We start from the raw sequence: 26,076 nt of genomic DNA, 5'->3' as shown, positions 1-26,076 counted from the left end.
GCCATTCAACCCGGAATATTTTCGCGGATCGCGACAACTTCGCGATTTCGGCTACGTTCAAGCGCCGCGGAAACGAGCCACAGCACCAGGCCGCCGATTGCGAGAAGACTCCCCACCCATCCTGGCGCCGTCCATCCGTATCCCGCTGCGATGGCGAGGCCACCGAGAAATGGCCCGAGTGCGTTGGCAGTATTGAACGCCGAATGGTTGAGCGCTGCTGCCAGGCCCTGGGCATCACCCGCCACGTCCATCAACCGAGTCTGGAGAAGCGCTCCCAGTGAGCCGCCGATACCGATCAGGAAAACATCAAGGGTAATGGTCCAGACATGGGCGGCCATCAAGGGGAACAGTGCCAGAGAAGCCGCGGTCCAAACCAGCACCGCGCCAGTAGTGCGCATCAGAGCCCGATCAGCGAGCATCGGCACGACGATGTTGCCGATCGTAAAGCCCAAGCCAAGGACGCTTAGAACGACCGGAGCCGATTGCGCGGAAACGCCGGTCACCGCGCCGAGAACATTGGCCAGATACGTATAGACCGCAAACATGCCACCGAATCCGATCGCACCGATGCCGAGCGTCAGCCACACCTGTGCGCGTCCAAGTGCTTCGATCTCACGCAGCGGGCTGGATTTCGCATGGGCTGGTTGCGCCGGTGCCAATAGCCGTACGATTGCCATCGTGAGTACGCCGAACAACGCCACGAGGCCAAAACTCCAGCGCCATCCAACAGCCTGCCCTAACCAGTCGGCAACCGGGACCCCCAGGATGGTCGCGCACGTCAAGCCAAGAAAAACGCGTCCTACCGCTGCCGTTCGTCGATTCTCAGGAACGACGGAAGTTGCCATCAGCGCCGCGGCTCCGAAATAGGCGCCGTGAGGAAGCCCGCTGAGAAAGCGGAAGACCAGCATCCAATGGTATGTAGGCGCCAGGCCGCTCATTCCATTTGCGAGCGCAAACATGCCCATCAGGATGGTCAATAACGTGCGCCGGGCAACCCGCGCCGCCACGACCGCAACGACCGGCGCGCCTACGACGACGCCCAGCGCGTATGCGCTGATCACATGACCCGCCGTAGGCGCGTCGATTCCAAGGTCGCGCGCGAACATCGGCAACAGGCTCATCGTCGCGAACTCGGTGGTTCCGATGGCAAATGCGCCGAGGGCGAGTGCAAACAAGACCCAACCGCCCGTTAGCGTTTTATTACCAGCGTCACTCATTGCTTGTCCTCAGGCCACCTGTGCAGCCTCATCAATCTTTCCAGATACGACGTGAATTCAGCACCCGCGCACCGTTCATGCGGCCATGCAATAGCCACACGAACGGTGCCGGGCGTGGATCGTATTAGCGGTTAAGCGTACGGCATCGCCAGCAGGATAAGTGCCGGCTGCTGCGTGCGGTTGTGCAGCGCGCGCCGCTCGTTCGGTTCGAGGCGGCACGAGTCATGCCGGCCCAGTGCGACTTCCCCGGTATCGGTCTGAACGTTGACGGTGCCTTCGAGGACGACGTAGTGCTTCTCGACCCCGGAGCCCGACAGCGTCGTGTGGCCGCCTGGCTCGATCGTCGACACGCCGAGCCAGAGCGACTGCGACGGCCCCGCCTCATGTCCTTGCAGACGCAGGCACTGCATACCGAAGTGGTTGTCCGGGAAATAGGGGGGTGCCTTGCTGAAACGTGTGACGTTCATGGCTTGAGCAGCACGCGATGTTGCGCGCCGTTAAACACGATACGATACGCGTCTGCCGCCTTTGCAAGCGGGAAGACGTGGTCTTCTACAATCGGAAATGGCTTCAATGCACCGCGCTCGAACGAACCGGCGAGACTATCGAGAATGGCGGCACCTTCGACGCTGTCGAGCGCAAGCGTATCGACTCCGACGTAGGTTCGTTGGCCACGGTAGAACTCGAGAATGTCGAACGGTACTGCGCGGTCGATCGTCGAGATAAAGATCTGGGTGCCCCGTAGTGCCATGGCGCGGTTTGCCCTGTCGAAGTAAGGGCTGCCAACCGTGTTGAAGACAATGTCGGCACCATGGCCGCCGGTGAGGTCGCGTACGACGTTGTCCAGATTGTCGGCCGATTCGATCATCGTGACATTGCCGTTCGCATGTCCGACGTACGGTTGGGCATTGCGTTCGACCCCGAACACCTGGGCGCCCGCCAACGTGGCCAGCTGGATCGCAGCCTGGCCGACCTTGCCGTTCGCGCCGAGCACGAGCACCACCTTGCCCTCGGCGGCACCGCCCGCGCGGCGCAGGCCTTCGGCGGCGGTGACGAAGGGCACGCCGATTGCGCCCGCTTCGTCCATCGACAGGGCAGCAGGCTTCTCGCGGACGCTCGCAACCGGTACGACCACATAGTTTGCGTGAGCGCCATTGTTGCGAATGCCCAGTTCGCCGCCACTGCCCCAGACCTTCTTGCCAATCAGCGCAGCGGGTCCGTCCACCACGACACCCGCGTAGTCGCGGCCCGGTGTGCGGGGCCAGACGGCGTGCGGCATGAAGCCCAGAACAGCCTTGACGTCGCTCGGATTGACGCCGGAGCTGCCGACCTCGACGAGGCACTCGCCGGCTTTGATGGCCGGGCGGGACTGTTCTACGAAACTCAATTCCAGAGCGTCGATGTTCGCGCTCTTTGCTTTAACGGTTACCGCTTGTGGCATGTTACTTTTCCTTGTAGATGATGTTTTCGGTTCCGCCATTCTGGTAGGCGAGAGCAAGTGCCGCATAGCGCTCGGCGATCGCGCCAAACGCGTTCACCTCGTTGCTGTCCATGACGCGCAGCAGCTTGGCGGGATTGCCGGCCCACAGTTCGCCCGCGCCGACCACCTTGCCTGGCGTCAAAACCGCGCCGGCGGCCAGCATGCCGCCGCGGCGGATCACCGCGCCATCGAGCACGCGCGCGCCAAAGCCGACAAAGCCGGTGTCTTCAATCGTGCAGGAGTGCAGAATGGCGCCGTGCCCTACGGACACGGCATCGCCGATGACTGTCGGGCGACCGTTGGTCGAGCAGTGGACGATCGATCCATCCTGGATATTGGTGCCGGTTCCCACGGAAATGCGCTGGACGTCGCCGCGCAGCACGCAGTTGAACCAGATCGAAGAGCGTGCGCCGACCTCGACATCGCCAATGACGGCGGCACCCGCTGCCACGAACACGCTCGAGTGGATGCGCGGCCGCATGCGCAGATGTGCGAAGGACTCGAGCATGTTCACGGCAACTCCAGCAGATCACGCGCTTCGCGCGCCGAAGCGATTTCCCCGCCCATCGACAGCACGATGTCCCGTGCCCGGGCCACTAGCTGCGCGTTGCTCTCGGCAAGCACGCCGCGGGAGATGTAAATATTGTCTTCGAGTCCAACGCGGACATGACCGCCTGCCAGCCACGATTGACCGACGATGGGGAACTCGTAGCGGCCAACCCCGAAGGCCGACCACACGGCGCCGGCCGGCAACAGGTTGCGCGCATAGAACAGTGTCTCCGGGGTTGCCGAGAAGCCGTATTTCACCCCGGTGACGAGCGTCCACAAGCCGGGGCCGTCGAGCACACCGTCCTTGATAAGATCCAGCGCCAGATGAATGTCGCCGGTATCGAAGATTTCGAGTTCCGGTTTGACGCCTGCCTCGCGGATGATGTGAGCCATGCGGCTGACATTGCGTGGCGTATTGATCACCACCTGTGCGCCGGAATTCATCGTATTCAGGTCAAGGCTGCAGATATCGGGCTTGAGCGCCGCGATATGTTCGACGCGCTTTTCCGGACGCAGGAGCGTCGTACCGGCGCCGGCAATCCTTGGATCGTCCTCGCTGGGTACGAAGCGTCCACCGGGACCTGTGGTCAGGTTGATGATGAGTTCCTGGTCAGCGGCGCGAATCAGCTGGATGACTTCGCGGTATAGATCCAGTTCCATCGAGGGCTGGCCCGTGGCAGGATCCCGAACGTGAATATGGGCGACGGAAGCACCGGCAGCGGCGGCTTCAAGTGCAGATTGCGCAATCTGCGCAGGCGTGATCGGAAGTCCCGGATGTTGCTCCGGCTTCGTCAGGTTGCCCGTGATGGCGCAGGTAATGATTGTTTTGCGGGAATGCATCAGTAGGACTCTCTTGTATCAGGTTGTCACACGCACACGCGGCAGGGCTTAAGCCGGTGCCGGCACTTATGATTCGGACCGGCTTTGCCTGACTAGCCGAGGCGTCGTCCGCCGTCGACGACGATGGTGGTGCCCGTGCTGAACGTCAGCTGTGTCGCGCACGCCTCGATTGCCTGTGCGATGTCGTCAGCGCTGCCGATGCGGCGTAACGGTGTCGTGTTGGCGACCTTGTCGTTGAAGTCAGCGCTGCGGCCCGGCACGAATCCCGTGTCCACCACGCCGGGCGACACATTCAGGATGCGCACCCGCGGCGCGAGCACGCGTGCGAGCGACATGGTCATCACGTCGAGACCCGCCTTGGCCGCGCAATAGGCGATGTTGCTGCCGATGCCGTTCGATCCGGAGATCGACGACACATTCACGATCAGGCCTGCGCCGGACTTATCGAGTAACGCACGAAATGCGCGCACCGCGGCAAACTGGGCACGCCAGTTGACGCGCATGATGTCGTCGATGAGTTCGTCGGTCAGTGCGTCGAGGTCAGCGTGCGGGACCGGCTTGGTGAATCCGGCTGCATTGACGAGCACATCGGCATGGCCATAGCGGCCGGCTACGTCTGCAGCGAGCTGGTTCAGCGTAGTGCTGTCCTCAATGGCCACCGCGGCTGCGAAGTGACCGGTGCCGGGCAATCCCGCAACGATCTCCTGCGCGCTCTCGACGGTCTGGCCTGCGACGACGACGCATGCGCCCGCGGCGGCAAAGCGCCGGCCCGTCGCAACACCGATGCCACCGGTACCGCCAATAACGACTACGACTTTTCCTGCGAGTGATTCGGACATCTTGAGCCTCTTTATAACGGTGGTTACTTGATCGGGGGGACCGGATAGGTCGGTGTGCCTTCAGCCAGCACGAAGTCGTAATCAAGCGTGTAAAACGATCCGTCGACGGGCTCGGGTGCCCCCGTTTCGCGCAGTTCATAGCGGCCGACCAGGTCACGCGTCACGCCAAACGCGACGTCGGAATTCAGGTGGTCGGAATCGTCGGCGAACACCTGCGTCACGAGCGTGTCGTAACCCTCTGCGATGACGACGAAATGAATGTGTGCCGGGCGGTAAGGATGCCGTTGCTGGGCGGCGAGGAGGGGCCCCACCGGCCCGTGCGTCGGCACGGGATAACCGGACGGACGTACGCTGCGGAAATAGAATTCGCCGCGCTCGTCCGTACGAAACTGGCCGCGCAGGTTCATTTCCGGTTGCTCTGGATCCTGGTTTTCGTAAAGGCCGATCGGCGATGCCTGCCACACGTCCACTTGCGCACCCGCAATCGGTTCGCGGCGTGCGTTCTGCACTTTCGCTCTGACGAATAGCGGCGTGCCCGGCGAGCCTTCGGCGGCGATGTTCTCGCCGTTTTCATAGTGTGGTGCGCCACCCCGGAAAAACGGTCCGAGCAGCGCGCCCGAGGTGCGTTCTTGCGGGTTGGAGTTATTCAGGAGGGTGACCAGTGTCGAGATTCCGAGTACGTCGGCGAGCAGCACCACCTCGTTATGCAAGTCGTTGCATGCCAGGCCGACTTCTTTCAGGAACGCGTGTCCCTGTTCGAACTCCTGATCGGTAAGACGCACCTCGCGGAGAAACGCGTGGCTATGCTTGACCAGCGCCAGCAGGATCTGTTTCAGGCGCGGATTGGTCGTATTGCGCATTGCCGCTTCCACGATTCCGGTCACGGCATCGGCGTTATCGATGATGCCCTGTGAAGCTATTTCGTTCATGTTCACTTCTCGTCAGGTAGTGCAATCGATTGCATACTATGGCGCGCGTTTGGCACTGTCAAGCGACGATCCGCACCCTCGGCGGCAATGGCTTTCCCAAGGCAGGTGGGGCTTCGACCGCGGTTCTTAAGTCGAAAATAGCCGGAATATTCGAAAGCTGAAAAGTGTTTTGCTTTTTATGACAAGAATACGGATATATGGGGTAAACACCTAGTTTGGGGATTCGGATGCAGGCGTACATTTATGCAATCGATTGCGTAAACACCTGCAGTTTGAAAGGGTAATACATGGCGCCGCACGCCGGTCGTTCGTTGAAGCGGCGCTGTCATCTGCATGACGGGAAGAGAGTACAAATGGCTTACACACTGATCAAGAACGCACTTGTCGTCACCATGGACGAGACGCACGGTGACTTTCGCGGCGACATCCTGATCGACGGCACGCGTATCGCGGACTTGGGGCAGGGACTCGAGTCCCCCGGGGCCACCATCGTGGATGCGACGGACTTCATCGTCATCCCTGGCCTTGTCAACGCACACCTGCATACCTGGCAGGCTGGCTTGCGCACGATCGCATCAAACTGGACCTTGCCCGAGTACTTCCGTTGGGTGCATGCGGGGCTTGCCACTCAATTCGAACCGGAGGACATTCGGATCGCGACGTTAGCCGGCGCGCTGAACCAGCTTGAGAATGGCACGACGACGCTGGCGGATTGGTGCCACAACAATCCGACGCCACTTCATACCGACGCGGGAATCGAGGGATTGAGGCAGGCGGGGATTCGCGCAACGTTTATGCATGGCACGCCCAAACCGGACCCCGTGCCGGGTCAGCGGCCGTTTTGGGAGGTGCCGCATCCGCGCAGCGAGGTTGTGCGTCTCATGCGCGAACTAGGGCCGCATGATGGTTTGCTGAGCCTGGGTCTGGCGATTCTCGGGCCGCACTATTCGACCCTTGAGGTGGCGCTGGAGGATTTCGCACTCGCGCGTGAATTCGACCTGATCGCCTCGATGCACCAGGGAGGCGGTCCCGCCAGGAGCCATGACGGGTGGGCGAAACTGGAGGCAGCGGGGTTATTGGGCAAGTCGATCAACATCGTCCACGGTAACGATCTGCCCGACGAACAGCTATCGCGCTTCATCGAAGCGGGTGTGAGCTTTACTGTGACGGGCGAGAGCGAAATGATCTCCGGTCACGGGCATCCCATCGTAGGGCGTCTGCGTGACCTCGGTGTCAGGCCGTCGCTGGGAAGTGATATCGAATCGGCATTGTCCGGCGACATGCTGACTGCGGCGCGCATCACGCTGTCGCATCAGCGCGCACTGGACAACATCGCTGCGCGCAATGCGGGCGGGATTGGCGGCAAGAGCCGTGTGCGCACCCGCGACGCGCTCGCGTGGATCACGATTGAAGGCGCGCGCATGCTGGGACAGGAAGATGCGATCGGCTCGCTTGCGCCGGACAAGCAGGCGGATCTGGTGATGATTTCCACCCGGTCACTCAACATGCAACCTGTGCATGACCCCGTGTCGGCGGTCGTCATGTACGCGAACCAGTCAAATATCGACTCCGTGATGGTGGCCGGCAATTGGCGCAAGCGCCATGGCCGGCTCATGCACGACGACGTGGGAGCCGTCATGGAGGCGCTACAACGCACGAGCAGCCGGATTGTCGGCGCGCTCGGCATTCAACCGTCGGATGTTCAGTAAGGAGTAGCAACTTTGAATACGCGTAACCAGAGCGTTACCGATGCAGCCGGAACGTTTGTTCCGGGGCGTGCAATTCTTATCCGCCAGGCGCATATCATCTCCATGGATGAGGCGATCGGCGACCTGATTGGCGACGTACTCGTCAAGGACGGAAAGATCGTCGAGGTCGCACCGTCAATCGAGGCGCCGCACGCCGCGGTGATCGACGGGCAGCACAAGGTGCTGATCCCGGGTTTCGTCAACACCCACCTTCATCTGTGGCAGACGGTGATGAAAGGCTGTGCAGGCGACTGGACCTTTAACGATTATCTGCAGCATGCGCTCGGCGCGGCCGGCAAGCAGTTCACGCCTCACGACGTTTATCTGTCCACCTTCATCGGCGCGCTCGAGCAGATGGAAGCGGGCGTAACGACAGTGTTCGACTGGGCGCATATTCTCAATACGCCGGATCACACCGACCGTGCAATCGACGGTCTTGAGGACTCCGGTATTCGCGCCGTGTTCGGCCACGGTACGCCTGGCGACGACGTCGGCAAGTGGTACTACCAGAGCACCACACCGCACCTTGACGACGTGGTCCGGATCCGCAAGCACCGGCTTACCTCCGACGATGATCTGGTGACGCTCGGCCTGTCGATGCGTGGTCCTGATTTCGCGACCCCGGAAGTCACGCGCGCTGACATCGAACTGGCGCGTTCGCTTGGCATCATGTCCAGCATGCACGTAGCGGTAGGGGTGTACGGAGAGTATGTGCCGCATATTCGTGCGCTCGCCAAGGCGGGCCTGCTCGGGCCGGATATCAATCTCACGCATGGAAATCGCCTTGCTGACGACGAGATCGCAATGGCCGTCGATGCGGGTGTGAGCATTACCGTCACGCCGGAAGTGGAAATGCAGATGGGACACGGTCTGCCCATTACCGGCAGGGTGCGTGCAGCGGGCGGAAATGTCGTGCTGGGCACGGATGTGGTGTCCAGCGTGAGCGCCGATATGTTTTCGCAGATGCGCTTTGCGGTGCAACTGGAACGGGGGCTTGCTAACTCACGCCTGCATCAGGAAGGACAGATGCCCGAGCGCTTCACGCTCAATGCGCGCGACATCTTGCGCTCGGCGACCATTCACGGCGCACGTGCGCTGGGGCTCGCGAATCGCACCGGCTCCGTGACACCGGGCAAGGAAGCCGATCTGACGTTGCTCGCATGGGACCATGCGCACTTCCAGCCGCGTCTGGACCCTGTGCAAGCCGTCGTCTTTCATGGCAGCGTGGCGAACGTCGACACGGTCATGGTGAAGGGGCAGGTGCAGAAGTATCGCTATCAATCTCTGAAGCGACCGGTGCAAGCACTGCGAGACGCGGAAAAAGCCGGAGCGCGAATCCTGCAGGCTCTGGCGCTGCCGCAAACCGCGGCACTTTGACCTTGGGCCCGGCAAGTTGCCGGGCCATCACGCCTCGCGACGGGCGCGCTTTACATGCGCGTCGGCGAGGGAGCCGCGGTCGACGCGCGGATCATCAGTTCGGGCCGCAAAACGACGTTGACGTTCCCCTTGCCGCCGCCCTGCAAGGTGTCGATGATCAATGCGGCCGCCCTTGCGCCCATCTCGTACAAGGGCAGATGTATGGTGGTCATGGCTGGCGCGACGGAATCCATCAAGGGCATGTCGTTGTGACCAATCACCGAAACATCGTCCGGACAGCGCAACCCCGCCTCATGCAGCGCATCGTAGCAGCCTAGCGCAATCAGATCGTTGCCCGCGACGATCGCCGTGATGTTCTTGCGCTTTTCCAGCAGCGCGCTGCAAGCTACCTTGCCTGCCGGACGTGAATAAGCGTCGCTTTGCACGACAGGGCAAGCACTCAGTTTCAGGCTGTTTTCCTTGACCGCGTCGAGAAACCCCTGCTTGCGCTGGAAGCCGGTAGACAGTTCGATGGGGCCGCCAACGTGGGCGATGTGGCTGTGCCCAAGCTGCGTCAGATGAGCGACGGCCAGTCGCATCGCCAGGTGGCTGTCGCCAACCACGCACGACACGCGGCCGCTATCGTCGCTGCGGTTGACGACGACGACCGGCAGTCCCTCTTCCAGGCAATGCATGAGCACCGGGTCGTTTCGCTCGGCGGTGGCGAGAATCAGGCCGTCGACGCGCCGGCCCACCATCTGATCGACCACGAAGCGCTTGCGCTCCGCCGTGCCCGCCGCATTGGCGATCAACGGCAGCATGCCTCGCTTGGCGAGCTCGTCCTCAATACCGCGGCAGATGGGCGGAAAGATCGGGTTGGTGATGTCCGGCAGGATGACCCCGATGGTGCCCGAGCGGCTGGTTCGCAAGGTGGCCGCAATCCGGTTAGGCGAGTAATTGAGCTTCTGGGCGGCTTTGAGCACACGATCTGCGACTTCGGCGCCGATCAGGTGACGCGTGGCCGGGTTCATCACGCGGGACACGGTGGACGCATGAACACCGGCTAGTTCCGCAAGCTCGCTTATTGTCGAGCGTCTCTTGATCGTCATGGGCGGGCACGTCTGTGCAAAAAGGGCAACACCCTATTTTAGCGCGTCGTAATTCGCCGGCGACCGAATGTTGTGACGCGTGGGGTAAGTCGAACCTGAAAGTTATCTGGAAGTTAATGGGTTAACATCCTGAGTCTTCCAGCCGCGAAAATCATTGTTCAGGCGGTCGAAACGGAAGTTAGTAACGTTGCGGGAGTTCACACCATCATGAAGCCCTTTTGCTTCGCAGCGGCACTCGTCGTGCTCACCGCCGGGTGCAGCTCGGCATCGTCGCCCCCGAACTATCAGACCGCGCGGCCCAGTCCGGCCGACACGGATACCTACATTCTGCACAGTACCGACGGCATGACGCCCGCAGACTCCACCTCAAAGCCACCGAGGCTCACCGTCGGTGTCAGCGATCCCAATACGCAATTGATTCTGCCCTGGTTCCTCAATGACATCATCAACCTGGTCAACTATCGGTAGACCCAGTGTAGGGCTGACGTATGCGTTACTCATGGGAACAATTGAATTGCAGCCGGCCATGATGATTTCACGCCGAAACTCGTACAGAATGGAGCCCATCCCCGATCACGACCGAAACGCCTGAGGCGCAGTTGTTTGATCCGCCATCTGGTCCGCCTAAGCTGTGAGGGCTGTTGCCCTCGTGTCGAACCGGTGACGCAACAGGTGATCATCATCAACAGGAATGCAATGAAACAACCGATCAGAATCGATTTTGTCTCCGATGTAGCGTGCCCCTGGTGTGCTATCGGTCTATCCTCGCTGCAACTTGCGCTGTCACGACTGGGCGATACCGTCGACGCCGAATTGGTCGTGCATCCCTTCGAACTGAATCCGCAGATGGTCGAGGAGGGTGAAGACCTCATCGAACACATCGGCAAGAAATACGGGCGCACGCCGCAACAGGTACTGCAGGCGCAGGCCGAGCTCCGGCAGCGCGGCGCGGATGTTGGTTTCACCTTTGGCACGCGTAAGCGCATCTACAACACCTTCGACGCGCACCGCCTGATGCATTGGGCCGGTATCAAAGGCAAGCAGGTACAGCTTAAACAGGCGCTACTGCAGGCTTATCACGGCGAGGGCAAGGCCACGAGCAACCGTGACGTTCTGGTCGAAGCAGCGGAATCTGTGGGACTTGACGGCGCTGAGGCACGCGCTGTCCTGCAAGGAGGTGACTATGCCAACGAGGTTCGTGCAGAAGAAGAGCAATACCAGGCAATGGGCATCCATTCAGTGCCGTCGATCATCTTTAATAACCGCTACCTGCTGACTGGCGCACAACCCGTCGAAGCGTTCGAGCAAGCCATTCAACAGATTCTGGCCGAAGCGTAATGTGAGTTCGGCATCGCAATGGCGGTTCGCGGCGTGCGCGGTATCACTAGCCCGGGTCTCGCTGGGCCGTAGTGGGTCGGCTACAGAAGTTCGGCTTTCGGGCGAGCGGCGCGCTGCCATTCGCCGCTCGTGCCAGGTTAGCAGGCTCCCGGGTGCTCGACCTATCAACTTGCCTCCGTGGTCACTTCTTTCAGTTCCCCTGTTGCGAGATTTAGAACGAAGCCACGAATGACGATCTCTGACGGCACCCACGGATGAGACCGAAGCTTCAACATCTGCTTCCTCGTTGCTTCGTTTACGTCGGTGTAGAAGTGGAACTTCGCCGGGGACACTGCCAACACGCCAGTGCGTTCGTGCAGATGCTTCTCGAACGACTCGTCCGTAAACATCTCACTCCCACATCCCGTGTGGCCAACAATCATGATTTCCTTCACGCCCAGAACGTGAATCGAGAACATGAGCGACCGCACAACATCGTCTGTGACGACTGTTCCAACGTTCCGAATCAGGTCCGCGTCGGCGGGTTTGATATCGAGGCGTTCCAGTAGTTCATTCAAACGAGGGTCCATGCACGTGATGATCGCAACCTTCGGGGCTGGCTTGTCCGCCAGCGATGGATCGTGGTGTTTTGCGCTTGCTTGACTTGACGTGATTGCGTGATCGATCAGACTCATTTGGATTCTCCATCTGTGCGCTTCACGATCGATGTTTTCGATTGCACGAAGGCGCGGTTTGTCGGCACTCGTTGAAAACTGGCCACGGTAGGGGGCCGCGCCGGGATGCATTTGATTCTGGACGAGTTTCGACGCGAAGACACCATGGCCCGGGGCAATTCAATTGTTCTCTTTGCTCAACCATGCGCGAGCGGCGCTCATTTTTATCTAATTCTCCGTGCCTACCATAGCTTTCATGGGTCACGTAGCCCCGACCCAGATCGAAACTAAATGTCTCGCAGGAGAGTCACCATGAACACACTTTTTCGCTCCACACTGCTTGCCGCTATGATCATCTTGCCCACGGCGGCGTTCGCGCAATCGGTCGTGCAAGTCAATGAGAACCAGGTTGAGATGATCGCGTACGAGGACGTGGGTCCGAATGCCGCGCCGGCGCAGGACCATACGAACCCGGTGAGCGACCACGCTGGCACGCATGCAGGCCCACTTTCCGACACCGAATTCAATCCCGCCGCTGACGTGGGCCTGAAGTCGATTTACGTCGGCCATTAACGCGAGCGCTCGCCAAGGATGCGAGCCGGCTGTCACGGTTAATCAGATTTGCAGATTCTCGCTGACATAGTCGATGAAGACACGCAGCTTGGGCGAGGCGTAACGGCTTGCCGGCCACAAGACCCAGAAGGTGACGGTCTGGTCGATGAAATCGTCCAGCACGACCCGCAATGCTCCGCTCGCCAGCGCATCCCGCACGAGGAAGGTTGGCAGGAACGCCAGTCCTTTATCCTGGAGCGCGAGAAAGCCGAGCACTTCAATGGTGTTGCTGACGAAGGTCTGCGGCAACTCAGGCTCCGCTTCCGATGCGGGAAGCCGAAACGGCCACGGTTCCAGTTTGCCGCTGGCGGGGAATTTATGCAGCAGGCAGGCGTGCCGGACGAGTTCGGATGGATGTTTGGGTACGCCGTGCTTCTTTAGATAGCCGGTCGAGGCGACCAGCACCTGATCGCAGGAACCAAGACGGCGCAATACCAGCCTTGAGTCGTGCTGCTCGCCCGTGCGAATGACTGCATCGAAGCCTTCTTCGATGATGTCCACCATACGATCGGAGAAATCGATGTCCAACTCGATTTCGGGGTATTGCACCATGAAGCCGTCGAGCGCCGGCATGATCAGCCCGGTTAACTGCGGCGTGCTGATTCGCAGCCTGCCACGCGGACTGCCGGCGGCATCGGAGAGTTCGGCCTCCGCCGCTTCGACCTCGCCCAGGATGCGCCGGCATCGCTCCAGGAACAAGGCGCCTTCCGCCGTCAGCGTGATGCTGCGCGTGTTGCGATGAAACAGCCGCACGCCCAGACGTTCCTCCGTGCGCGCAATGCTTTTGCCGACAGCCGAAGACGATACCCCGAGCAATCGCCCCGTCTCCGTAAAACTGCGGGTCTCCGCCACCTGCACGAACATCGCAATGCCGCTGAGGCTATCCATCGGGGTATCCCGAGATCAATTAAGGACGTATTGGTCCGATATATCCGGAACCTTAGCGTATTTTTCTTATCTCGGTCTACCAGGGCGCGCACGACAGACTCCATGAACCCAGTCCATGTCCGCGCTGTTCGTTATGCGTTTGCCTGCTAAGCATAGTTAAAAAGCTCGCTTATCCACGTGATGCGGCATTGCTACGATCGCAGTTTGATCGCCTTTGCCACACTGGAATTCCGAGCCGTGACACTTTCTATCTGCCGTTTTCTCGCACGCGTGGCGCTGACTTCGCTGCTCGTCGTGAGTGGCGCTCACGCGCAAACCGCTGCCGGTTCCTCGACGCCCGTGAAGCTGCGTGTCGGTTATCAAAAGCCCTCCACCCTCATCACGATCCTGAAGGCGCGCGGCTCGCTCGAGCACGCGCTGGCGCCACTGGGTGTGAGCGTTACCTGGAACGAGTTTGCGAGTGGCTTGCCGCTAACCGAAGCACTCAACGCCGACGCGGTCGACTTTAGCGCCGATGTTGCCGATACGGTCCCGGTGTTCGCCCAGGCCGCGCATGCACGTTTTGTGTATGTCGCGCAGGAAGCGCCGTCGCCCGGCGCCCAGGCCATCATCGTGAAGCGCGACGGACCGCTGCATACGCTTGCGGATCTGAAGGGCCAGCGCATCGCGGTGACCAAAGCTGCGGGCAGCCATTATCTGCTGCTTGCGGCGCTCGGCAAAGCAGGGCTGGCACCGGCCGACGTGCATATCAGCTACCTGACGCCCGCCGACGGACGTGCCGCATTCGAGCGCGGCAGCGTGGATGCGTGGGTCACCTGGGACCCGTATGTCGCGGCGGTCGACAAAGCGCCGGACGTCCGCATCCTTGCCAATGGCGAAGGCCTCGCCTCCTATCAACGGTATTACCTTGCGTCCAGCAGCTTCGCCGCGGCCCATCCTGATGTGATTAACCTCGTGGTCGCGCAGTTGACGTCGGCGGGCGTATGGGTCCGCGCCCATCCCGATGATGCGGCCAAGTTGCTCGCGCCTATCTGGGGGTTGGACGCGGCGACCATCGAGCGTGCGAATGCACGCCGCAGCTATGCCGTACGCGCGGTGGAGGTGCAGAATTTCGGTGAGCAGCAGAAGATTGCCGACACCTTCTACCGGGCCGGTCTGCTGCCGGCGCCGGTGGACACGGCCACGGCGTTACGCTGGAACTTCACCACCAGGCGGGCCGAAGCGACGGCCACTTCGACCACCGCGTCCGGTGGATAGGTAGCCGTCAGGCGCCGGCAGCAGCGACCAACTGGACGCGTTAATCCAGCGCGGGACACGCGTTGAATCAACGGCGCTTCATCTTGAGTACGCGAGAAATCTGACCCAGCGTAAAACCACTGTTCTTTACGTACTTCTCGTAGTCGAGCGGCGCAGTGAGCGATTCATCCGTGACGTACTCGCCCATATAACGAAAGCGGTCGGATGCCGTTCGCACAAAAACAGGAACCGGCTCGGTCTGTCGCGCCAGCGTTCGGCCGGCCGCACGTGCCGCGGCGCTGCTGTCGCAAACAATGACGTCCGGGGCGAAGGGATTCAGATCCTGGCGCAATCGCGCGGCGACTACCTTGCCACCCTTCACGGGCAGGAAGGCCTGCTTGCATCCACCCGTCACCCTGTGGATATCTTCCCGGGAATATTCTTTTCCGATTTCAAACATGATTTCACTCCTGACAATAACGCCTGGCTGAGGTCCAGTAGCGTCAAGCGGAGCGATGATATCGACGCCCATCTAAATCCGTTGTAAAGAGTGCGAGTGCTTTAGTAAAGAATGCATACGAACGTCTTTGCCGTTCTGTGCCGCACGGTCGATAACTGGATTCGCTGTTGCACGAGCGGAAACGCGGAGCTTGTCGCGATCATTGCGTCTTCGAATCGGACGCCCTAGGATGTTGATATCGCCCGCAGGACTACGCATGTCTCCTGGCACAGTTCGCAATTTATGTACACCTGATAGATGGAGTGAGCGGCTGTGCTGCGTGGTGCGCGCGATGCAACGCGAGGAATCACCGTTAGCAGGTACTGGAAGAGGAAGTGCCCTGGTAATCTGAACGGAGAAAAATAGATGAGACGCAGATTAGTGGTGGTCGTCGCTGCTATCGCTGGAAGCACGTTCGGGGCTCGCGTCGCGCAGGCACAAAGCAGCGTGGAGCTGTATGGGTCCGTCGACGGTGGCATAGGATATCTTCATAACGTTGCGGCGCCTGACGGCAGCCCCGTGAGCAATCAGATCAGGTTCACGAATGGCCTGCTGCATGGCAACCGCTGGGGATTTCGCGGCAGCGAGGACCTCGGTGGCGGGCTAAAAGCCATCTTTTTGCTGGAGAACGGCTTCGATCTCGGGACGGGGAACCTGAACCAGGGGGGACGGGAATTCGGTCGCCAGGCGTTCGTGGGATTGACAGATAAGACACTGGGCTCGTTGACGCTGGGGCGGCAGTACGATCCCAATGTCGATCTCATCTTGCCGCTGACAGCCGACGCAGTGTACGGCAAGAGCTTCGGTACGCCAGGCGACCTCGACAATTACGATGATACGGTCCGCATCAACAACTCGATTAAATACGCCAGCCCTAGTTATGGCGGATTCACCTACGAACTGATGTATGGTTTTGGCGGCGTTGCCGGAAGCACGGGCTCGGGCCAAATGTATGGCGCTGGTGCTTTGTATAACCACGGACCTTATACCGTAGCGGCCGCCTACTATTATGCTAGCGGCGGCGATACGACAGTCAACGGCGTTCGAACCTGGACTAGCAGTTCGGACTCCTTCTTCAATTCCGTGATCAACCAGGGTTATGCATCGGCCAAATCCATCAGCATCGCAAGGGTGGGGTTGAACTACGCCAAGGACGCGTTGACGGTGGGCGTGACGTACAGCAACGTTCAGTATGCGGCTGACGCCAGTTCCTTGTTCGCGCGGACGGAAAATTTCAACCTGGTAACGGCGTACACGCAATACAAAGTGACGCGATCGAGCGTCGCGGCCTTGAATTATATCTTTACGAAGTCGAGTGGGGATGCGTCCGCAACCTATAACCAGGTGAACCTCGGTTACGACTATTCGCTATCGAAAGCGACCGAGTTGTACCTGCTCGCCGGTTGGCAGAAAGCCACCGGCACGACGCTGAGTACCAGTGGGAAGCCCGTGGCGGCCACTGCTTCCATCGGTTCGTTCTTTGTGAACTCGGGCACCGATACGCAAACCCTCGTTGCGATTGGTATTAGACACCGATTCTAGGGCGATCGACAGGCTTGCAGGGTTAGATGCGGGCGACACCGTCGCGAGGCGCCCGCAGTCCGATGCAGTCACACGGGGCTCAACCCCAACAACTCACGAGCTTGTGCGGCGGTCGCAACGGGACGTTCGTACTCGGCGCAAAGTGCGGCAACGCGTGAGACCAGTTGCGCGTTGCTGGTCGCGAGCGTGTCCTTGTCCCAGCGGACGTTGTCTTCAAGACCGGTGCGGCAGTGTCCGCCCATCTGCAGGGTCCAGTGGTTCACTTCGAGTTGATGCCGGCCGATACCTGCGGCGGTCCAGGTCGCATCGGGCAGCAGTGCGCTGAGCTGCTTCACTTCGAACTCCAGAATTTCGCGGCGCGCGGGCAGTGCATTCTTGACGCCCATCACGAACTGGACATGCACCGGTGCCTTGAGCAGACCTTGCTCGACCAGGTCGACCGTGCTGTACAGCATGGCCAGATCGAAGATTTCGATTTCCGGCTTCACGTTGTGCTGAAGCATGGAAGCCGCGAGCGAGCGCACGAAGTCGGGTGGGTTCTCATACACCGTGGTGGGGAAATTCACCGAACCTGTGGCGAGCGACGCCATGTCCGGGCGCAGATCGAGCATCGCGCCGCGCTGCTCGAAAGAGCGTCCACGGCCGCCCGTCGAAAACTGCACGATCATTCCTGGGCAATGCTGGCGAATGCCTTCCTGAAGTTCGGCGAAGCGCCCGCGATCGGAACTCGACTTCTCCTCTTCGTCGCGGACATGCAGGTGAACGAGCGTTGCGCCCGCTTCGAAGGCTTCTTGCGTGCTCTCGATCTGTTCGGAGATCGAAATGGGCACGGCAGGATTGTCCTTCTTGCGCGGCACAGAGCCGGTGATCGCTACGGTGATGATGCAGGGTGAAGTCATGTTGTGTCTCCGTCGACGTACGATTGGGTCGGTTGTGCATGGCGGGTGGCCTCGTGCGGCGTCCTTTCCTGTAGACGGACACCCCTCGGCCACCCGGACTGTTTGTCAGCGCTTTTTCATCCGGGCGGCGACGACCAGAGACAACAGGCAGCCGATCGCCAGATAGCCTGCCACCGGATGCCACGAGCCACTGGCGAGGCTAACCAGGCCGACGGCGATGAACGGCGTGAACCCGCCGCCCACCACGCTCGCAACCTGATAGCCTACGCCGGCGCCGCTATAGCGATACTCTGTGCCGAACAGTTCGGTGAACATAGGTTGCTGGACACTGACCACCATGTCGTGCGCGACGTTGGCCAGCATCACCGCGAACACGACGATCCAGAGCGTCGAACGCGCATCGAGGGCGAGGAAGAACGGCACGGCACTCAGCAGGCCGACGAGCGCGCCGATGATGTAGATGCGACGGCGTCCGAAGCGGTCGGCGAGTAGCGCGAAGCAGGGAATCGTGATGACGCTGACCACGCCCACCAGCAGGCCGATGTTGAGGAAGAACTGGCGCGGCATGCCGAGATTGGACGTCGAATAGCTGAGTGCGAAGGCCGTGACGATGTACATCGTGAAGAGTTCGGCGAGGCGCAGCGCGATGATCAGCAGGAAGGACTTCGGGTGTTTAAGCAGGGCTTCGACAATCGGCAGGCGGGCGCGATGATGGGTTTTCTCCACCTTCTCGACGAATTCCTTCGACTCCTCCATGCTCGAACGTACCCACAGGCCAATCAGCACGAGCACCACGCTGAAGACGAAAGGAATGCGCCAGCCCCATGTCCTGAAGGTCTCGTTGTCCATCGTCTGGCTCAGGATCGACACGATGCCGGTAGCGAGTATCAGCCCGACGCCGTAACCCACCTGAACCCCGCTGCTATAGAACGCCTTCTTTTTCTCCGGTGCGCTTTCGACGGCCATCAGCGCCGCGCCGCCCCATTCGCCGCCGACGGCGAAGCCCTGAATCGCTCGTAGCAAGACGAGCAACGCCGGCGCCCACCAGCCGATCGTCGCGAAGGTCGGCAAAAAGCCGATCAGCGCGGTGGACAGTCCCATCATCATGACGGTCAGCACCAGCATGCGCTTGCGCCCGAGCCGGTCGCCGTAGTGCCCGAATACGAAGCCGCCGAGCGGGCGAAACAGAAAGCCCACCCCGAAGGTGCCGAAGGCGGCGAGGGTACCCATCGCGGGGCTGATCTGCGGAAAGAACTCGTGATTGAAGATGATGGCGGCGACGATGCCGTAGAGCAGGAAGTCGTACCAGTCGACAACCGCGCCGACAAAGCTACCCAGCGCTGCTTTGCGCGCGCGGCTCTTTTCGGATGGGACAAAGGTCGGGACTTCGGGAGATCGAATTGCGAATGTCATGGCATGTCTCGAATGTGTGTCGTTTTACCGGTTCGGTTTGCGGCTGGCCGGCAGTGGCGCTGCTGCACTAACGGTGATTCCAGAATAAGGGGCCGTCGTTGGGTGGGCAATGTTTTAATGGGGCAGACGGATCGGTGATCGAACGCAAATGCGCGATTAGCGCTCATTTTCAGGGATTGCACCAGGCGTTGACGCCTGCTCGTGTCACTGGCACGTCGTGAGAGGCCGAGCCGATGACATTTCGCTGGGGATCAGCATGTTTCGCAGATAGGAATCGTCAGACCGAACCGATGCAGCCAGTTCGGGGTAGCCAAAAAAATCGAGGTAGAGCGGCGTTTGCTGGATCAACATGTCGAAGCCAGGCTCGGCGGCGAGGCCGCGCGCCAATGCCGCGCGCAGGAATGGCGTAGGCTGGTTTTTCATCAGGATGTCGCACACTGCCGCGTGTTGCTCTATTGCGCTGACGTCGACCGGCAGCGGGTCCGTATCTTTCAGGCCGAGAGGCGAGGCGTTCACGATCAGATCAAAGCCGCGCGGATCGTTGTCGGCCAGACACTCAGCGCGTATTCCGAACTCGCTGCGCAGCACCTTCGCGAGTTGTTCGGCTTTCGCGCGGTTGGGGTCGTACACGGCGATTTCCGCGACGCTTGCCGCAGCCAGCGCAGTGGCGAGCGCCGAAGCCGCGCCACCGGCGCCGAGCACGAGGACGCGCCGGTTCACATACGCGATCTCGGCGCGATCAAGCGAGCGCCGGAAACCTTCACCATCGAAAAGCTCGCCTTCCAGCCCGCCCGCAGGATTCCTGCGGATGGCGTTCACGGCGTCGGCCACGCTCGCGGCAGGAGAGCAGCGGTCGACGATTGCCGCTCCAGCCGTTTTGTGCGGAATCGACAGAGACACGCCACCGACGGTGGGCGATTCGAACAGCATTTGCAAGGTCGCTTCGAGATGCGGAGCATGCACGCGCATCGGCACCATCACCGCGTCTACTTCGTGCCTCGCGAATACTTCGTTGAAGACCTCAGGTGCACGCACCTGGTCGATGGGGTCTGCCATACAGTAGAAGACCCGGGTACGTCCGGTAATTTGCATCGCCACTCCAGCGTTTCCGCGTTTCCGATGAATGGAGCTTATGAGCGATGCATGCGAAGTCCCAAGCACAAAGCGAGGGGTTCGCGCGATAATCGCGCATGACAGTGCGTTGAACGCGCAAAATAAGGGTTTTCTCTATGACGAGACCGCCGTTGGACAAGCGCGACTGGATCGCCGGTCTGGAGAAGGGACTGGCGATTCTCGAGTCGTTCGACAGCGACCATGCGCGCATGACGCCCAGCGAGGCGGCAGCGCGAACCGGCATGACACGCACGGCGGCGCGCCGCTATCTCCTAACCCTCGAGCATCTTGGCTACGTTCAGGGCGACGGCAAGCAGTTCGGCCTGACGCCGCGCGTATTGCGGGTAGGGTGGTCGTACTTCGACTCGGCGCGCTTGCCCAAGCGGGTTCAGCCGTACTTGCAGCAGTTGAGCGCGGCAATCAACGAGTCGGTGTATGTCAGCGTACTCGACGAATGGGAGCTGGTATTCATCGCACGCAACGGCACCTCGCGCGTGATGACGACGGGCTTCGTGCTCGGTGCGCGTGTGCCGGCTGCGCTTGCCTCACCCGGTGTCGTGTTGCTTGCCTATCAATCCGACATGGATTCCGTGCGCGAATGGCTAGACGGCACCGAACTGCTCCCGTTTACGCCGCACACGTTGACGAACAAGACACGTCTGATGGAAACGATCCGCCAGGCGCGCGCGGATGGCTTTTCTGTCATCGAGCAGCAACTCCAGATTGGCGTGCGAGGCATCGCGGTGCCGCTAAAGAAACGGCACGGCGAAGTCGTCGCGGCGCTCAGCACCAACATGCCGATGGGGAAGGAAAAGACCGAAGCCGCCCTAAGCCGCGTATTGCAGCCTTTGCAGGAAACGGCGCTGGCGATGCTCAACGTGCTTTAGTTGAAGCCAGTGGTCGCGGCCGGTCCCGTCGCCTTGGCTTACTCTGCAGGCAAGGCGACCGGCAGGCGCATGCGGTACAAGGAGACAGCCTGTATTGCGAGCGTGCAGAGAATCGCGCCACCGTAAGCGGCAAACAGGTTCAACTGCGTTAGCGTCAGGCTTAGCACATAGAAAAACGCGGCAAAGCCCAAAAGTCCCGTCACCACGCCGCGCAGCAGTTGCTGCGCTGCCGCATGGCCCATCATGCGGTGAGCGAAAACCGTCAGGATGATCGCCATGAACGGGAACGACGCGAGCACGCCGCTCGTTTTAGGCCCGACGTAAGGCGCGATCAGCGTCACACTGACCACGAGGCCGGCGATCAGCACCATACGCAAGGGCAAATCCCACCACGGCGGATCGAGCCTGCCGGTTCGGGCTGCCTTGTTAGGAATGAAGTTGAGCGCGAGCATGACCGCCAGAATGGCGACCAGAAACAGGCCGTTTTCCGGTAAGGCGCTCCATTGCAGAAGGGCCGCTACGACGACAAACGTCGCACTGGCGCCCGCAAGGCCCACAGTCCATCCCAGGCTCGCCAGTCTGCAATAGACAACGCAAAGGGCCGCCTGCGCAGCCGTCGCGACCAGCGACCCCGCCGTAGCCTGCGCCGCAAAGGCAGGCCCATGCTCCAGTGTCAGGAACACCGAGACCGGCCCCGACGTGAGCGGTAGCCCCACCACAAATCCTCCGATCGCTTCGCCCCAGCGGCGGACGGCAAGACTTGCGGCCAGCAGCAACAGCGGCGTAACGACGAGTTTGAAAACAAGAAGATCCATGATTAACGAAGCGACACCAGGAATGCCAACTTTTAAGGACGCGCGGGGGAAATCTCCCGCGGCTGCCTGCAGATATTGAGGGCAGCCGTCGTGTCTGACAAATCATTTTTAACGGCAGCTACCCAGCTGGGGTTCAGTTTGCAGGGCGTCTTACCGTGAAGTTGAGACGATCGAGCATCTTTATGAGCGACGCGGGCGTCCGCATACGTTCAGTACCTTCCTAGAATCACGGATAGTCATACGAGTTGCCGTGCATCTTGCCGGCCGACACGGTACCCCATACGGAACCAAATAACGAAGAGGATCTCATCATGTCGAACATTGAACCGAATGTTGAACACTATGAATACGTTTTCCTCGGCGGAGGAAAGGGCGGCAAGACGCTTGCCATGGAGTTGGCTCAAGCGGGCAAGCGAGTCGCAGTGATCGAGCGCGGCATGATTGGCGGCTCATGTATCAATGTGGCATGTATCCCGACCAAGACCCTGATCCAGAACGCGCGGATTGCTCACGTACGCAGCAATCAGTCGTCCCATAGTGAGGCGTCCACTCGCCCCGCAACCAATATGGCAGAGGTCGCACGGAACGTGCGTTCCGTGGTCGACGGCATGGTCGACATCAACCTCAAGGCGTTTATTGCCTCGGGAATGGAACTCGTGTTGGGCACCGGACACTTTATCGCGCCGCGCAAGATCCATGTGCGGATGAACGAGGGCGCCGACAGGGTGATAGAAGGCGAGCACGTGTTCATTAACACCGGTACGACGGCGGCGATTCCCGATGTCCCGGGCCTCAGGGATGCGCAGCCGCTCACTCACGTAGAAGCGCTGCAACTGGAGACAATGCCTGAGCACCTGATCGTCATTGGTGGTGGCTATATTGGCCTTGAAATGGCGCAGGCTTACCGGCGTCTTGGGAGCAAGGTCACGCTGATCCAGGAAGCGCCGCGTGTCGCGATGCGCGAGGATGAAGACATTACCTCGGCAATCGAAGCTGCGCTCGCCGAAGAGGGCATTGACATCCGGGTTGGCGTCAAGCCGGTGAATGTCTCCGGTATCTCAGGCCAGAATGTCACGCTGGAACTGGCCAATGGCGAGCGTGTTTCGGGTAGCCATGTTCTCGTTGCCGCGGGGCGCACGCCCGTCACTCGCGGACTGGGGCTGGACGTTGCGGGCGTTGAACTGGATGCGCGCGGTTTCATCAAGGTCGACGAGCGGCTCGCGACGAGTGCTCCCAACACATGGGCGATCGGCGAAGTGGCGGGAACGCCGATGTTCACGCACGCGTCCTTCGACGACTACCGCGTGCTGAAGTCCCAACTGGCGGGTGGAAATCTCACCACGAACGACCGCATCATTCCTTACGCGTTGTTTATCGAGCCCGAACTCGCCCGTATCGGCCTCAACGAAACCGATGCCAAAGCGCGTGGCATCGACGTTCGTGTAGCGAAGATCCCGCTGGCGTCCGTGCCGCGCGCCCGCACCAATGGTGCGACGAAAGGCTTTATGAAGGTCCTGGTCGACGCGCACTCCGACCAGATCCTCGGCTTCTCCATGCTCGGCACTAATGCCGGTGATGTGGTGACGGCTGTGCAGATGGCGATGCTCGGCAAACTGCCGTACACGGCCGTACGTGACGCGATCATTTCGCACCCGTTGATGTCGGAAGGACTGAACATTCTGTTCTCCAAAGTTCCGCCACGAGCAAATGGCGAATGAATATCGGGCCATTTTCCTTTCCGATCGGGCCGCTCATTTTGTTGGTGAGCGTCGCGATCGCTCTGCTTGTTGCTCGCTTCGCCGGACGCGGGACACCCCATGCTGAGCGGGCCGTTGTGAATAGCGTGATAGTTGGACTGGTGGTGTCGCGACTATCGTTTGTCGCGCACTATCTGCCCGCGTATAAAGGGGACGTTGTGAAGATGCTGGACTTTCGGGACCTGGGCTTCGATCTACTGCCGGGTGTGGTGGCTGGCGCTTTGCTGTTGCTATGGGTGGTGATGCGCCGCGTTCAGTCACGCCGGGCGGCGATTCTCGCGGCGCTTGCCGGCGTGTTTAGCTGGAGTATCGCGACGGCTTTCGCCGGGACAGGCAGCGAATCCGCCTCCTTGCCCGCAGTGAGCGTAGTCGATATGAACGGCAAGTTGCAAACGCTCGCGCGAAACGACGGCAAACCGCTGGTGGTCAATCTGTGGGCAAGCTGGTGCGCACCCTGCCGCAGCGAAATGCCGGTCCTGGCTCAGGCACAACGCGAATTTGTCGGAGTGGACGTGGCATTCGTCAATCAAGGCGAATCTCGCGCGACGGTCAGCGATTTTGTCACGACCCAAGGGATTTCCTTGCAGAATCTGGTGCTTGACCCATCGCTGGCGGTTGCGCGCGCGGTCGGCGCCCGGGCGTATCCAACCACGCTTTTCTATGACGGAAAAGGCAAATTGCTGGCTGTCCATCTTGGGCCATTTTCGCAAGCAACGTTTCAGAACGCACTTCAGACGCTGTATCCGCCTGCTGTCGTTGCAAGACGCTAGAACGCGGCATCCACCGCAGTATGCGATGCCGCGCCGGCTCGATCATTACTCGCTCAGGTTCCCGGCGCAGCCTTGATTCCATTTCGTGACCCAAAGCAATTCCACATTGCCTTGGGTCTCACTTACGCGTTGCTCTGCAGCGCTGCCGCCGCATCACGCAACGCTGTGCGCAGCCCTTCTTCGACCACCGGATGATAGAAGGGCATCTCCAGCATCGCATCCACCGTCAACTTCATTTGCAGTGCCCAGGCGAGCAGGTGGGCAATATGCTCGGCGTCCGGGCCCATCCATTCCGCGCCTACAAACTGCCGGCTAGCCTTGTCGACGTACACGTGCATCAGCCCACGATTCTTCAACATCACGCGGCTGCGCCCCTGGTTTTCGAAGCTGACCTCGCCAGTCACGAACGTGCCCGGCTCCAGATCGACGTGCCGGGCACCGACCATCGCAATGCCCGGGTGGGAAAACAGCACCGAGATCGGCGCACGGCGTGTCAGAGGCGCGATATCCGGGAAGCGGGCAGCGTTTGTTCCCGCGACCCGGCCTTCGTCCGCAGCCTCGTGCAACAGCGGCAACACGCCATTTGCATCGCCGGCAATAAAGACCGGTTGTGTGCCCACTTGCAGCGTACGCGGGTCATACACAGGCATCCCCTTGTTGTCCAGCGTGAGAGAGGTATTGTGCAGCGCCAGCCGATCGAAATTCGGCTTGCGGCCAGCCGTGACGAGGACATACTCGAAGGTGTCCTCGACCTGTTCGCCGTTACCGGTCCGAAAGCGAATCTGCACCTCATTGCCCACGCGCGATACCGCTTCCACTTCCGCCTGGGCCTCGAAACGGAACGAGTCCTGAAAGGTCCGTTCGGCATACGCCTTGATGGCCGGGTCCGTGAGCGGGCCCACACGTCCGCGCGCGCCGATCACAGTCACGTCCACACCGAGGTGGGCAAGCGCCTGTCCCAGTTCAAGTCCGATCACACCCGCGCCGACCACCGCAATTTTGCGCGGCAGGTCCGACCACTCGAACACGTCGTCATTGATGATGACGCGATCGCCAAGCGCGCGATACATTGGCGGGATGACCGGCGACGAACCCGTCGCGATCACCACGCTGCGTGCCCGTACGCATGTATGGTCGCCAACCTGCAGCAAGCCGTCGTCGATAAAGTGGGCATATCCGGTCAGCTTGTCGCTAGCTGGAATCGCCTCCACGCTGTCGAGCACAAAGCCCACCAGGCGGTCGCGTTCGCTTTTGACGCGTTGCATGACCTCACGGCCGTCAATACGAATGACGCCATCAACGTGCACGCCGAACGGCGCGGTGTGCTGCGCGGCATGAGCCGCTTCGGCGGCGGCGATCAGCAGTTTCGACGGCATACATCCGACGCGCGCGCAGGTGGTGCCGTGCGGTCCGCCTTCAATCAGGATGGCGGAGGCGCCCGCCGCCCTGGCGGCGCGATACGCCGGCAAACCGGCGCTACCCGCGCCGATAATGGCTACATCGGTCTGGATTGTGTTCATGAAATCCTCGAAACCCTAATTCGATGATGGGAAAGCACCGCGAATTCAGCGTGACGGTTGCTCGGGT

At 60.7% G+C, this 26,076-nt stretch carries 26 protein-coding genes; 10 read left to right on the top strand and 16 right to left on the bottom strand.

The window, feature by feature from the left end; translation table 11 throughout:
* Positions 1 to 5: 5 nt before the first annotated feature.
* The 7 genes from P3T40_RS00380 to P3T40_RS00350 all read right to left on the bottom strand — a co-directional run bounded on the left by P3T40_RS00380 (position 6) and on the right by P3T40_RS00350 (position 5,854).
* Positions 6 to 1,217, bottom strand: coding sequence for an MFS transporter (locus P3T40_RS00380; RefSeq protein ID WP_429265702.1), 1,212 nt, complete (start codon positions 1,215 to 1,217; stop codon positions 6 to 8).
* Positions 1,218 to 1,348: 131 nt separating this feature from the next.
* Complete coding sequence (locus P3T40_RS00375) at positions 1,349 to 1,684, bottom strand: cupin domain-containing protein (RefSeq protein ID WP_429265701.1); 336 nt, start codon at positions 1,682 to 1,684, stop codon at positions 1,349 to 1,351.
* Entirely contained in the window at positions 1,681 to 2,658 is a 978-nt protein-coding gene (locus P3T40_RS00370; RefSeq protein WP_429265700.1) for a quinone oxidoreductase family protein, read from the bottom strand. The genes P3T40_RS00375 and P3T40_RS00370 overlap by 4 nt, the downstream gene beginning before the upstream one ends.
* A 1-nt stretch (position 2,659) precedes the next feature.
* A complete protein-coding gene (locus P3T40_RS00365) occupies positions 2,660 to 3,205 on the bottom strand; it encodes a gamma carbonic anhydrase family protein (protein ID WP_429265699.1) in 546 nt (181 codons plus the stop codon).
* A 2-nt stretch (positions 3,206 to 3,207) separates the two neighbouring features.
* Positions 3,208 to 4,086: a 3-keto-5-aminohexanoate cleavage protein gene (locus tag P3T40_RS00360; RefSeq protein WP_429265698.1), complete on the bottom strand. Its 879-nt coding sequence runs from the start codon at positions 4,084 to 4,086 to the stop codon at positions 3,208 to 3,210.
* 92 nt (positions 4,087 to 4,178) lie between these two features.
* On the bottom strand, positions 4,179 to 4,925 hold the full coding sequence (locus tag P3T40_RS00355) for an SDR family NAD(P)-dependent oxidoreductase (protein WP_429265697.1): 747 nt from the start codon (positions 4,923 to 4,925) through the stop codon (positions 4,179 to 4,181).
* A 23-nt stretch (positions 4,926 to 4,948) separates the two neighbouring features.
* Positions 4,949 to 5,854, bottom strand: coding sequence for a dioxygenase (locus P3T40_RS00350; RefSeq protein ID WP_429265696.1), 906 nt, complete (start codon positions 5,852 to 5,854; stop codon positions 4,949 to 4,951).
* Between the two features lie 353 nt (positions 5,855 to 6,207).
* On the opposite strand from P3T40_RS00350, the gene P3T40_RS00345 reads away from it, so the two are divergent.
* Positions 6,208 to 7,563: an amidohydrolase family protein gene (locus P3T40_RS00345; RefSeq protein ID WP_429265695.1), complete on the top strand. Its 1,356-nt coding sequence runs from the start codon at positions 6,208 to 6,210 to the stop codon at positions 7,561 to 7,563.
* Positions 7,564 to 7,575: 12 nt separating this feature from the next.
* Positions 7,576 to 8,979 carry an amidohydrolase family protein gene (locus P3T40_RS00340; protein ID WP_429265694.1) on the top strand — a complete coding sequence of 468 codons (1,404 nt, stop codon included), beginning with the start codon at positions 7,576 to 7,578 and terminating at the stop codon, positions 8,977 to 8,979.
* Between the two features lie 50 nt (positions 8,980 to 9,029).
* On the opposite strand, the gene P3T40_RS00335 is transcribed toward P3T40_RS00340, so the two are convergent.
* Positions 9,030 to 10,067, bottom strand: a complete 1,038-nt coding sequence (locus P3T40_RS00335) for a LacI family DNA-binding transcriptional regulator (RefSeq protein ID WP_429265693.1) — start codon at positions 10,065 to 10,067, stop codon at positions 9,030 to 9,032.
* Between the two features lie 207 nt (positions 10,068 to 10,274).
* Here P3T40_RS00335 and P3T40_RS00330 point away from each other — a divergent pair, with 207 nt between their 5' ends.
* The gene (locus P3T40_RS00330) at positions 10,275 to 10,535 is read left to right on the top strand and encodes a hypothetical protein (protein ID WP_429265692.1); all 261 of its coding nucleotides are present in this window, start codon (positions 10,275 to 10,277) and stop codon (positions 10,533 to 10,535) included.
* 228 nt (positions 10,536 to 10,763) lie between these two features.
* Complete coding sequence (locus tag P3T40_RS00325) at positions 10,764 to 11,405, top strand: DsbA family oxidoreductase (protein ID WP_429266109.1); 642 nt, start codon at positions 10,764 to 10,766, stop codon at positions 11,403 to 11,405.
* A gap of 164 nt (positions 11,406 to 11,569) precedes the next feature.
* Here the strand turns inward: P3T40_RS00325 and P3T40_RS00320 are convergent, their stop codons facing one another.
* Entirely contained in the window at positions 11,570 to 12,079 is a 510-nt protein-coding gene (locus P3T40_RS00320; RefSeq protein WP_429265691.1) for a beta-class carbonic anhydrase, read from the bottom strand.
* Between the two features lie 291 nt (positions 12,080 to 12,370).
* Here P3T40_RS00320 and P3T40_RS00315 point away from each other — a divergent pair, with 291 nt between their 5' ends.
* A complete protein-coding gene (locus tag P3T40_RS00315) occupies positions 12,371 to 12,631 on the top strand; it encodes a hypothetical protein (protein ID WP_429265690.1) in 261 nt (86 codons plus the stop codon).
* A 42-nt stretch (positions 12,632 to 12,673) separates the two neighbouring features.
* On the opposite strand, the gene P3T40_RS00310 is transcribed toward P3T40_RS00315, so the two are convergent.
* The gene (locus P3T40_RS00310) at positions 12,674 to 13,558 is read right to left on the bottom strand and encodes a LysR substrate-binding domain-containing protein (RefSeq protein ID WP_429265689.1); all 885 of its coding nucleotides are present in this window, start codon (positions 13,556 to 13,558) and stop codon (positions 12,674 to 12,676) included.
* A gap of 237 nt (positions 13,559 to 13,795) precedes the next feature.
* Between P3T40_RS00310 and P3T40_RS00305 the strand changes: the two genes are divergently transcribed.
* The gene (locus P3T40_RS00305; RefSeq protein WP_429265688.1) at positions 13,796 to 14,815 is read left to right on the top strand and encodes an aliphatic sulfonate ABC transporter substrate-binding protein; all 1,020 of its coding nucleotides are present in this window, start codon (positions 13,796 to 13,798) and stop codon (positions 14,813 to 14,815) included.
* Positions 14,816 to 14,882: 67 nt separating this feature from the next.
* On the opposite strand, the gene P3T40_RS00300 is transcribed toward P3T40_RS00305, so the two are convergent.
* Positions 14,883 to 15,254, bottom strand: a complete 372-nt coding sequence (locus P3T40_RS00300) for a hypothetical protein (protein ID WP_429265687.1) — start codon at positions 15,252 to 15,254, stop codon at positions 14,883 to 14,885.
* A gap of 405 nt (positions 15,255 to 15,659) precedes the next feature.
* Between P3T40_RS00300 and P3T40_RS00295 the strand changes: the two genes are divergently transcribed.
* Positions 15,660 to 16,835: a porin gene (locus P3T40_RS00295; RefSeq protein WP_429265686.1), complete on the top strand. Its 1,176-nt coding sequence runs from the start codon at positions 15,660 to 15,662 to the stop codon at positions 16,833 to 16,835.
* Positions 16,836 to 16,903: 68 nt separating this feature from the next.
* On the opposite strand, the gene P3T40_RS00290 is transcribed toward P3T40_RS00295, so the two are convergent.
* From P3T40_RS00290 to P3T40_RS00280, 3 genes are all read right to left on the bottom strand, one after another.
* Positions 16,904 to 17,734 carry a 3-keto-5-aminohexanoate cleavage protein gene (locus tag P3T40_RS00290; protein ID WP_429265685.1) on the bottom strand — a complete coding sequence of 277 codons (831 nt, stop codon included), beginning with the start codon at positions 17,732 to 17,734 and terminating at the stop codon, positions 16,904 to 16,906.
* A gap of 105 nt (positions 17,735 to 17,839) precedes the next feature.
* Positions 17,840 to 19,147 (bottom strand): shikimate transporter, encoded by a 1,308-nt coding sequence (gene shiA, locus P3T40_RS00285; RefSeq protein ID WP_429265684.1) that lies wholly within the window; start codon positions 19,145 to 19,147, stop codon positions 17,840 to 17,842.
* Positions 19,148 to 19,351: 204 nt separating this feature from the next.
* On the bottom strand, positions 19,352 to 20,239 hold the full coding sequence (locus tag P3T40_RS00280; RefSeq protein WP_429265683.1) for a shikimate dehydrogenase family protein: 888 nt from the start codon (positions 20,237 to 20,239) through the stop codon (positions 19,352 to 19,354).
* A gap of 137 nt (positions 20,240 to 20,376) precedes the next feature.
* On the opposite strand from P3T40_RS00280, the gene P3T40_RS00275 reads away from it, so the two are divergent.
* Positions 20,377 to 21,147, top strand: a complete 771-nt coding sequence (locus tag P3T40_RS00275) for an IclR family transcriptional regulator domain-containing protein (protein ID WP_429265682.1) — start codon at positions 20,377 to 20,379, stop codon at positions 21,145 to 21,147.
* Positions 21,148 to 21,185: 38 nt separating this feature from the next.
* Here the strand turns inward: P3T40_RS00275 and P3T40_RS00270 are convergent, their stop codons facing one another.
* Positions 21,186 to 21,962, bottom strand: coding sequence for a hypothetical protein (locus tag P3T40_RS00270; RefSeq protein ID WP_429265681.1), 777 nt, complete (start codon positions 21,960 to 21,962; stop codon positions 21,186 to 21,188).
* Positions 21,963 to 22,273: 311 nt separating this feature from the next.
* On the opposite strand from P3T40_RS00270, the gene P3T40_RS00265 reads away from it, so the two are divergent.
* Together P3T40_RS00265 and P3T40_RS00260 are read left to right on the top strand one after the other, a co-directional pair.
* Positions 22,274 to 23,680, top strand: coding sequence for an FAD-dependent oxidoreductase (locus P3T40_RS00265; protein WP_429265680.1), 1,407 nt, complete (start codon positions 22,274 to 22,276; stop codon positions 23,678 to 23,680).
* Between the two features lie 116 nt (positions 23,681 to 23,796).
* Complete coding sequence (locus P3T40_RS00260; protein ID WP_429265679.1) at positions 23,797 to 24,489, top strand: TlpA family protein disulfide reductase; 693 nt, start codon at positions 23,797 to 23,799, stop codon at positions 24,487 to 24,489.
* 122 nt (positions 24,490 to 24,611) lie between these two features.
* Here P3T40_RS00260 and P3T40_RS00255 read toward each other — a convergent pair whose 3' ends face one another.
* A complete protein-coding gene (locus P3T40_RS00255; RefSeq protein WP_429265678.1) occupies positions 24,612 to 26,009 on the bottom strand; it encodes a dihydrolipoyl dehydrogenase in 1,398 nt (465 codons plus the stop codon).
* Positions 26,010 to 26,076 lie beyond the last annotated feature (67 nt).

Origin of the sequence: Paraburkholderia sp. EB58, from assembly GCF_050436665.1 — a bacterium.
In the GTDB taxonomy this organism is placed as follows: Bacteria; Pseudomonadota; Gammaproteobacteria; order Burkholderiales; family Burkholderiaceae; genus Paraburkholderia.
Note: the sequence above shows the minus strand (reverse complement) of the source record. Positions and strands in the feature narration are given on the sequence as shown.

What these genes read in the sequence shown, in the direction of transcription:
- P3T40_RS00330 (WP_429265692.1), top strand. Translation starts at nt 10,275, where the DNA reads ATGAAGCCCTTTTGCTTCGCAGCGGCACTCGTCGTGCTCACCGCCGGG.
- P3T40_RS00325 (WP_429266109.1), top strand. Translation starts at nt 10,764, where the DNA reads ATGAAACAACCGATCAGAATCGATTTTGTCTCCGATGTAGCGTGCCCC.
- P3T40_RS00275 (WP_429265682.1), top strand. Translation starts at nt 20,377, where the DNA reads ATGACGAGACCGCCGTTGGACAAGCGCGACTGGATCGCCGGTCTGGAG.
- P3T40_RS00315 (WP_429265690.1), top strand. Translation starts at nt 12,371, where the DNA reads ATGAACACACTTTTTCGCTCCACACTGCTTGCCGCTATGATCATCTTG.
- P3T40_RS00320 (WP_429265691.1), bottom strand. Translation starts at nt 12,079, where the DNA reads ATGAGTCTGATCGATCACGCAATCACGTCAAGTCAAGCAAGCGCAAAA.
- P3T40_RS00350 (WP_429265696.1), bottom strand. Translation starts at nt 5,854, where the DNA reads ATGAACGAAATAGCTTCACAGGGCATCATCGATAACGCCGATGCCGTG.
- P3T40_RS00355 (WP_429265697.1), bottom strand. Translation starts at nt 4,925, where the DNA reads ATGTCCGAATCACTCGCAGGAAAAGTCGTAGTCGTTATTGGCGGTACC.
- P3T40_RS00255 (WP_429265678.1), bottom strand. Translation starts at nt 26,009, where the DNA reads ATGAACACAATCCAGACCGATGTAGCCATTATCGGCGCGGGTAGCGCC.
- P3T40_RS00345 (WP_429265695.1), top strand. Translation starts at nt 6,208, where the DNA reads ATGGCTTACACACTGATCAAGAACGCACTTGTCGTCACCATGGACGAG.
- P3T40_RS00280 (WP_429265683.1), bottom strand. Translation starts at nt 20,239, where the DNA reads ATGCAAATTACCGGACGTACCCGGGTCTTCTACTGTATGGCAGACCCC.
- P3T40_RS00375 (WP_429265701.1), bottom strand. Translation starts at nt 1,684, where the DNA reads ATGAACGTCACACGTTTCAGCAAGGCACCCCCCTATTTCCCGGACAAC.
- P3T40_RS00360 (WP_429265698.1), bottom strand. Translation starts at nt 4,086, where the DNA reads ATGCATTCCCGCAAAACAATCATTACCTGCGCCATCACGGGCAACCTG.
- P3T40_RS00265 (WP_429265680.1), top strand. Translation starts at nt 22,274, where the DNA reads ATGTCGAACATTGAACCGAATGTTGAACACTATGAATACGTTTTCCTC.
- P3T40_RS00365 (WP_429265699.1), bottom strand. Translation starts at nt 3,205, where the DNA reads ATGCTCGAGTCCTTCGCACATCTGCGCATGCGGCCGCGCATCCACTCG.
- P3T40_RS00370 (WP_429265700.1), bottom strand. Translation starts at nt 2,658, where the DNA reads ATGCCACAAGCGGTAACCGTTAAAGCAAAGAGCGCGAACATCGACGCT.
- P3T40_RS00290 (WP_429265685.1), bottom strand. Translation starts at nt 17,734, where the DNA reads ATGACTTCACCCTGCATCATCACCGTAGCGATCACCGGCTCTGTGCCG.
- P3T40_RS00380 (WP_429265702.1), bottom strand. Translation starts at nt 1,217, where the DNA reads ATGAGTGACGCTGGTAATAAAACGCTAACGGGCGGTTGGGTCTTGTTT.
- P3T40_RS00270 (WP_429265681.1), bottom strand. Translation starts at nt 21,962, where the DNA reads ATGGATCTTCTTGTTTTCAAACTCGTCGTTACGCCGCTGTTGCTGCTG.
- P3T40_RS00335 (WP_429265693.1), bottom strand. Translation starts at nt 10,067, where the DNA reads ATGACGATCAAGAGACGCTCGACAATAAGCGAGCTTGCGGAACTAGCC.
- P3T40_RS00300 (WP_429265687.1), bottom strand. Translation starts at nt 15,254, where the DNA reads ATGTTTGAAATCGGAAAAGAATATTCCCGGGAAGATATCCACAGGGTG.
- shiA (WP_429265684.1), bottom strand. Translation starts at nt 19,147, where the DNA reads ATGACATTCGCAATTCGATCTCCCGAAGTCCCGACCTTTGTCCCATCC.
- P3T40_RS00295 (WP_429265686.1), top strand. Translation starts at nt 15,660, where the DNA reads ATGAGACGCAGATTAGTGGTGGTCGTCGCTGCTATCGCTGGAAGCACG.
- P3T40_RS00310 (WP_429265689.1), bottom strand. Translation starts at nt 13,558, where the DNA reads ATGGATAGCCTCAGCGGCATTGCGATGTTCGTGCAGGTGGCGGAGACC.